General features: G+C 43.0%; 4 protein-coding genes. All 4 read right to left on the reverse strand.

All coding sequences use genetic code 11. The features are described 5' to 3' along the window. Positions 1-290 precede the first annotated feature (290 nt). The 4 genes from ABYB02_RS12305 to ABYB02_RS12320 all read right to left on the reverse strand — a co-directional run bounded on the left by ABYB02_RS12305 (position 291) and on the right by ABYB02_RS12320 (position 7,540). Positions 291-2,753, reverse strand: coding sequence for a S8 family serine peptidase (locus ABYB02_RS12305; RefSeq protein WP_372762740.1), 2,463 nt, complete (start codon positions 2,751-2,753; stop codon positions 291-293). Between the two features lie 101 nt (positions 2,754-2,854). Continuing rightward, a complete protein-coding gene (locus ABYB02_RS12310; protein WP_076920496.1) occupies positions 2,855-3,493 on the reverse strand; it encodes a response regulator transcription factor in 639 nt (212 codons plus the stop codon). Beyond that, positions 3,490-4,212 carry a sensor histidine kinase gene (locus ABYB02_RS12315; protein ID WP_372762741.1) on the reverse strand — a complete coding sequence of 241 codons (723 nt, stop codon included), beginning with the start codon at positions 4,210-4,212 and terminating at the stop codon, positions 3,490-3,492. The genes ABYB02_RS12310 and ABYB02_RS12315 overlap by 4 nt, the downstream gene beginning before the upstream one ends. Further along, positions 4,202-7,540, reverse strand: coding sequence for a protein kinase (locus tag ABYB02_RS12320; protein WP_372762742.1), 3,339 nt, complete (start codon positions 7,538-7,540; stop codon positions 4,202-4,204). The genes ABYB02_RS12315 and ABYB02_RS12320 overlap by 11 nt, the downstream gene beginning before the upstream one ends. Between the last annotated feature and the right edge of the window lie 76 nt (positions 7,541-7,616).

The following is a 7,616-nucleotide window of genomic DNA, read 5'->3' on the forward strand; positions in this document are numbered from 1 at the left end:
CAGATCCAGAACATAGAATAGTGTTTTAGGTTGTAATACCATTCATAGATCTTTATAAAACCTAGCTTTTGCTGGGTTTTTATTTTTATAGGCAGCGTTACTGCAGTATATAACTCTATTGTCGTTACCTACAGCTTGGTTGCGGGTGGAGTAGTTGATAACCTCGATGCTATAGCTTAATTAGCTATACATCTTAAAGGCACACTGTTGATTATTAGCGACATAGGGGGGTTAAAATGAAAAACACCACCTTACAATAGCAAGGTGGTGTTGGTTACTTCTTTGGGGAGTTAGTTGTTAAAAAATCGGGTTGCAGCGACTGCATAGTCTGCGCGTGTTACCGCGTTGCTACCATTAAAACGTGCCGTAATTGTTGGCTCTAAGTCATACGGACCTTGTTCAACATCGAAATAAGCATTTAATATGCCTAGGTCTAATGCTAATTGCACATAACCTTGCAGTTCCACTGGAATCTGCTGTTGATCGCTCAGTGCAATGCGTTGGTCGTTATATATAGCGGTTATTTCACCATTAAAGCTTTGTGCTTCGCTTTGCAGTGCTAGCGCTTGTACTAACGAGTAAGCCAATTGGTTACGATTAACCTTTTCTTCTGGGCTAAAGTAGCTGCTGTCACTTAACATAACTGGTGCGTGATCTTGCACTCGGTTACGCAGCGCCGCTCCTTGCTCTGTTACCGCATTGATAGCCGCTTGATACTGACCGCTAACATCCACATAGTTATTCGTTGTAGCTAAATTAGACTGGCGAACACCTGCGCCTAATGCAAGAAAGTCAGCTAACTCTTGACGTAGTAAGTAGTCGTCTGGACGATAGCCTGACTCAGTAGCGTCAACCAACTGCTCACTCACTGCATATTCTATAAAAGCGCGCGCTGGATGGCTGGTAACATCATCAAGACCTTCATAACCATCCGTTTTAATAAGCTTGATTGACACTGGAATATTACCAGGCGCAGCCGCTCCATTAGTCACACCGGCAGGATCAATCGCCACTCCAGAAATACCACCAATACCATTGGCCTTAAGCGTCCAATTGCCAGCTTCGGCGGGGGCGGTTACTGCAATGTTTTGACCAAGGATTGGCAACGCAATACTTGAGCCATAACGCTTGCCAGATGGGCTAGTCAATGACAGTCCTACAGTATTATCATCAATATTAGCTTTAACCATCAGCATTGAAGCATCGGCATCTACCGAAATCGTTATGCCCTCATTATCACCTACCGGACTAAACGGCACTGTGTCGTTATATTCTTTTTGTACTGATGTTAATGCATTGGCATTAAAGCTACGCTGTAATTTAGTGGTTTCACCAAATTTTAAGCTTTGATCGACCACCGCTTGAACTGCCGCATACGCATTAACATAACCAGCACCGACTTCCCACGCCTCTCGGCCCGACATGTTAGTGGCTGTTTCTTGCAAAATAGCTTTTACTTCACGCCAAGTAAGGTTTGGGTTCGCTTCTAACATTAATGCCACCACCCCAGAAATATGCGGCGCCGACATAGAAGTACCGCTCATAGTGGTATAATAAGGCACATGATTTGGGTCCATCACTTCGCTGTCACCGGTAATGCTCAGGGCACTTAAACTAGACAGTGACGCACGAGTAGAAATAATATCAACTCCAGGTGCGGTAATCGTTGGACGGTCTTGCCAATTAAATTGCTCACCATCAACAGTGGCTACGCCGCTTTTACCTTTCACACCACGAGAGCTAAAATCAGCTAAGTTGCCATCTTTATCGCCAGCCGCAACGGTTATTACCCACGGAGCTTTTTTAAAGTTACCGGTGATGGTTCCTTCGCCGCTACCTGAGTTACCTGCTGAGAAAACCACAATCACGCCATTATCTGATAATTGTTTAGTGGCGACATTAGTAGGATGATCTGGGTTAAAGTCTGTTCCGGTATCGCTAGTACTACCAAATGAATTGGAAATAACGCGAATGTTGTAATCGTATTGGTGCGTTAAGGCGTAATCAAAACCACCAAGAGTATCTAAAATAAACAGGCCTGCACCTGAGCCATAACCAATAATTTTAGCGCCCGGAGCCACACCTTGGTATTTGCCGCTAGACATAGCGCCATTACCACCAATGATGCCGGCAACGTGCGAGCCATGGCCACCAGCAATATCGGTATTAGCAGTATTTTCTTGATAAGAAACCGGCAGAATGTCTGACAATGAATGTAAATTAGTTTGCGCTAACACATTTTGAATCACATGATTTGGGTATTTAATGTCGCCATGGGTACCATCAACACCGGAGTCGTTCACCACAACCCCAATACCACGACCCGAGAATGGCATACCTTGGCTACGTAAAGATGAGTCATCACGTAAACGGTCTACACCGGTAATTTGTGTTGCACCATCATTTTCTAATGTAAGGGGCGCGTTATACCAAACAGAGCGCACTTCATTTGCGGCATAAATTTCAGCAATTTGCGCTTTAGTCGCAGTAATACCAACAATAGGTAATTGCTTAAAGCTAACACCACCAATCACGCCTGCCGATTCAATAATATTTAGCAGTTGTGGATTAACTGCGCCTTGGCCTTCAAAGGTGACGATAACCTCAAATACCTCATGATCTGTGGCACTGGCCAATAACCCTTGTAACTCTGGTCCAAGCGATTTTGCTGCTAAGTTTAATGACATCAAACTCAGTCCAGCGCCCATTAGGCCAGCAAGTAACGTTTTCGTTTTTAATGTAGTTTTAAGCATTTGATTAAACCTTAATTGTTTTGACCCATCGAGCATGTCAAACAATTAAGTGCGGCAGTATCCGGTAAAACCCCTAGTTAGCAGTAGTTAAAACACCTTGTTTATAATAATAAGCTATTTTTTGCCGCATAACGCACTAGCTCTGCGGCATTAGCAACATTGAGCTTATCAAGCACTTTACCTCGGTGATTCTCTGCCGTTTTAACGCTAATATCTAAACTTCGCGCAATGTCTTTGGTGGTTTTACCTTCAATGATTAAGTGAAACACTTCTCGCTCACGCTTGGTTAAATTTTTATATGGATCTTGCCAGTTTTCGGCGGGCTTTTGCGATTGCGACGCTAATACGCTTGCTGCGTATTGGCTGTAATATGTTTTTCCTTGCGCCAATGCTTTAACGGCATCAATAAGCTCATCACTGGCACTGTCTTTTAGTAAATAGCCTGAAGCGCCGGCTCGCACCATATGTAATACATACTCTTGCTCTTCATGCATAGTAAGTACTAACACTTTAGCCTCGGGGAGTTGTTCGTGAAGACGTTTGACGGCTTCCATCCCATTGAGTTCAGGCATACTAATATCGATTACAATCACTGCGGGCTTAAGTGCTAATGCTTTTTGCACCGCTTCCATACCGTCGGCTGCTTCAGCAATCACACTAATATCATTATCTTTGCTTAATAGACTCACTAATCCTTGACGTAAAATGGTGTGGTCGTCGGCAATTAAAACTCGAATCATGAGATCCCCTTTCCGGTTACTAATACTTTAATTTCACAGCCTTGCTGTGGCTGAGTATTAATAGTTAATTGCCCACCAAATGCAACAACTCGGTCACGCATTGCTCCTAAGCCAAAACCTTGTGAGCTTTCTGCTGTCGTTAGCTGCATACCAATGCCATCATCTTTTATTTTGATCATCAACAGGCTATCGGTGGCAATAACATTAACAGTGATGAGCTCAGCTTGCGCATGTTTTATGGCGTTTGTTAGGGCTTCTTGTACCACTCTAAATGCCAATGTTTGAGTATCGCTTTCTAATAGGGTATCGACTTGATGATGCAATTCCACTTTCGCTTTACCGGGCTCACTCATAATACGTACCAGCCATTCCAATGCCGGCACTAGCCCCAGATCATCCAATATTCTTGGTCGCATTAAGCGGGAAATCACCCGAGTATCAGACAGCGCTTGGCGTGCCAATTCAATGCTTTCATCTAAGCCAATGTTGGCATCGCCTTTTTGTAGCTGTTGCAGTTGATTAATCAATGCAGTTAATAATTGCCCTACGCCATCGTGCAACTCTCTAGCAATCTGCTTGCGTTCATTTTCTTGCACTCGCCACACACGCTTAGCCAATCCGCGCATTTGTTCATTACCTGAGTGTAATTGCTGCGATATTTGTTTTTGCTTTTCATTGAGCTGTTCAACCAGCATCGCAATATCCGTATCATGGGTCATGGTGTAATAGGTCCTGTAGTCCGTCATCTAAGGCGAAATAATGCTGATTTTCAATAAAACGTTCAGTCAACGCTGGCGGTAAATTCGATTGCAGATGACGCAGTTTGTTCGCCACTTTTTGATGGTATTTTGCCGGATTTTGCTTATTTGCAAGCGCTAGTTGAGCACGCAGCCGATCAAATTGAAAGCTGCGCCAATAACCGCCCATTTTTCGCAATAACAGGTCGGTTTCACGTAACGTTTCCGCTAATTGTTGCCACGCTCCCAAAAAGTACTGCTGTACCGCTACTAATTCTAAATACTCTATATATTCGTATTGGTGCAAACTAAAATCTACTTTGGCTAACTTTGCCAATAACGCAGTAATATCGCGGCCGCCTTGCCGTAATGTTTCTCTGGCGGCATAAATTAACTGGCGAATATAAATAGACTGATGCCCATGATCAACGATGAGCAATTCTGCATTTAGGGCGGCGGCAACGGGTAACTTTTGCTCAATTTTCCCATTTAAAAAAGCTAAAATCGCCTGATGCTCTTGGTTACCATTGCTCATTACACTTTGCGTTATAGTCGCTAAGTGCTCTGCAGCCTGAGCGGTATCGCCTAGCTGTAATGACCAATCGGCTAACCATAAGCCAAACTCAGCCGTCGCTCTTACATTGTTAATTTTTTGCGCTTCGTCAAAAATCCCTTTCAGCTGTGTAAAGCTCTGATTAAAGTTACCTTGTAAAAATGCCAGTTTCGTTAAATAGCTTTTTGATAACAGTGACATACTACTACTATTTAATTGCTGAGCATCGGTTAAGGTATTATTAAACAAGTGGTACGCGTTACGCCAATTACCTTTCGCCAGCTCTATTTGGCCAAGATTTTGTCGTACATGAATCACCCCGATAGGGTATTGTATTTGCTGGTACAACTGCTCTGCTTGGCGCCAATAAACCAATGCATGCTCAGCATCCAACAGCATAAAATAACTAAAACCAACATTATTCATACTTTCTGCTAAACGTTGCTGGTTGTTCAAACTCATTCGAATATTAAGCGCATTACGATAGTAACCTAATGCACTTTGATATAGAGCTTGATCTTCGGCCAGTACTCCCAACGCAGTATAAGTCTTGGCTATACCTTCCTGATCGCCTAACTGCTGATATATCGTCACACTTTGCTGTAAATAACTATCCGCTTCAGGAAACTGACCTACAGCGATATGCATATAAGCCAGATTAGTCATAGTGGTAGCAACCCCAGATAAATTATCTGCCATTTTGCGCATCGTTAATGCCTGTCGGTAGTAATCAAACGCTAAACTCACTTCCCCTAGCTGGTCATAGACAACACCAAACGCATTAAGAGCTTCTCCTTGCTGATAAACATTTTTTAACTTTTTTGCCGTGACTAATGCTTTAGTAAAGTACTCATTCAATGCCTGCTCTAGGTTTCCTTGTAAAAACGCTGCACGCCCTAACATAAACCACGCAGTGGGGTGATAAGGGTCAAGGTCAACAACCTCAAGCAGCAAAGCCTCCATATTGCTATATTGACCATTTAAAAAATAAAACTCCGATAACACCACCTTAAGCTCAGTGTTATACGGAAATGCCGCAACCAGCGATAAATATTCGGCTTGTGCTTGCTCAACTTTACCCGCTAAGTCATTTAATCGAGCACTGGCAAACTTGGCACTATAGGTATCGGCAGCACTAAATTCGAGCACCTTGCTGTATGCTTGCTCGGCTGACAAAATTGAGTTTTGCGTTAAAAACAACTCCGCTTGGAGTAGCCAAACTTGTGCCGATTGTGGCTTTGCTAATAACGTTTTATCCAGCGCCTGCTGTGCTTCAGCAAATTGCCCCTGTTGTATTAAGGTTTTTATTGGGAAGAGATCAATCAATGGGTTTTCGTCAAACGCTATCGCCTTAACGGCCTGCCCAGAAATATTTAGGCGTTCTTTTAATATTGTAGCAAACGGGGTTGTTACACTGCTCCAATTGCTATTATCAAACGCTTCTCGCAGTAATGCTTCACGCTGAATGTTAAAGCCATCAACAAAAATGAGTTCAAACTGTATCTCTTGTTTTTCAGCGCCGGTGCTAAATAGTTGCGGGTTTATCAGCACATCAACCTGCAATAAGTCGGTAAGTAATTCTATTTTACTATTATCAAGCGGCACCGTTATGCCTAGCTGTTGAAATAACTGGGTTAAACGTGCTTGCTCAACCACCCGTAAATTCTTAATATCGCCTAATTGATAACTTAGGTAATTGGCAAACGTTTGGTCAAACTGCGGGTTATTCGTAGCAGAAGGCAGTACCGCAAGCGCATAATGATCTGTCGCATTGGCTTTTATTGGCTTTTGCTGAGTAAACAACCAAAACACGCTTAGCATAAGTGCAATAACAAACAAAATCGTAAATGCAATACGCCAACGGCTACGCTGAGTTTTAACTGCGGTTAAATTAATAAACTGCTGCTGCGCAAGCTCAATATTGGCTGGTCTCGATGCGGGGTGCGGCGAAATTAAGCTTAAAATGAATGCTTTTAATGGCTCAAGTTCAACTTGCTGGGCAGAAAACTTAGGTTTGCTGAGTAACTTATTTTGCAGTAGCTCATCAATTGAGTTACCCGTAAAAGGTAAATAATGACAGCACAACTGAAACATTAACGTACCGGCGGCGTATAAATCGGTGCTGGCATTAATTTTTCCCGACTGTAAATATTCGGGAGGGGCATAAAACGGCGTGCCAACCACATTACCCAGCGCGGCATTGTTATTAAATACCGACAGGCCAAAGTCTCCAATATACAGGCGGCCCGACTTATCTAATAAAATGTTTTCAGGCTTAATATCTTTATGGGTAACATCCGCTTGCTGCGCAAAGGCTAAGCCATCTAACAGCTGAGCTATAATAGTCAGTTTTGCATCGGCACTCAGTAACTCTTTGGCAATGGCTTCTTCTAAACTGATGCCATCAATCCAATCCATAGTAATAAAATGCAAATTGTCGTGCTGATAATATTCATGCACGCGAATAATATTTGGGTGACTAAGTTGACGGACCAACAGCAGCTCTTGCTTAAAATCGGCAATGGCTTGCTGATCTTCTGCAAAGGTTTCATGCAGTACTTTTATTGCTATGACGGTATCAAGCTGTTTATCGTAGGCGCGGTAAACTAAGCCATAACGTCCCTGGCTGCGTAACGCTTCTATTTCAAAGCGACCCACTAGGCATTCGCCTGGCTGTAACGAGCTAGCAGAATAAATTAATTGTGTTGCGCTTAGCTCATCAGCATAAGGTGAGTTGGTTTTGTCGATGTCGCTCATACCGCCTTTTGCTACTAATTACTTAGTGGCACAAATGAAGCAAACTATACTCTTTTCCGTTAGATATTGGTTTGTC

This window comes from Pseudoalteromonas sp. (genome assembly GCF_041613455.1).
Lineage (GTDB): Bacteria > Pseudomonadota > Gammaproteobacteria > Enterobacterales > Alteromonadaceae > Pseudoalteromonas.

Bases quoted from the DNA above. Each gene is read 5' to 3' on its own strand.
- ABYB02_RS12305 (WP_372762740.1), bottom strand. From the start codon at position 2,753: ATGCTTAAAACTACATTAAAAACGAAAACGTTACTTGCTGGCCTAATG.
- ABYB02_RS12310 (WP_076920496.1), bottom strand. From the start codon at position 3,493: ATGATTCGAGTTTTAATTGCCGACGACCACACCATTTTACGTCAAGGA.
- ABYB02_RS12315 (WP_372762741.1), bottom strand. From the start codon at position 4,212: ATGACCCATGATACGGATATTGCGATGCTGGTTGAACAGCTCAATGAA.
- ABYB02_RS12320 (WP_372762742.1), bottom strand. From the start codon at position 7,540: ATGAGCGACATCGACAAAACCAACTCACCTTATGCTGATGAGCTAAGC.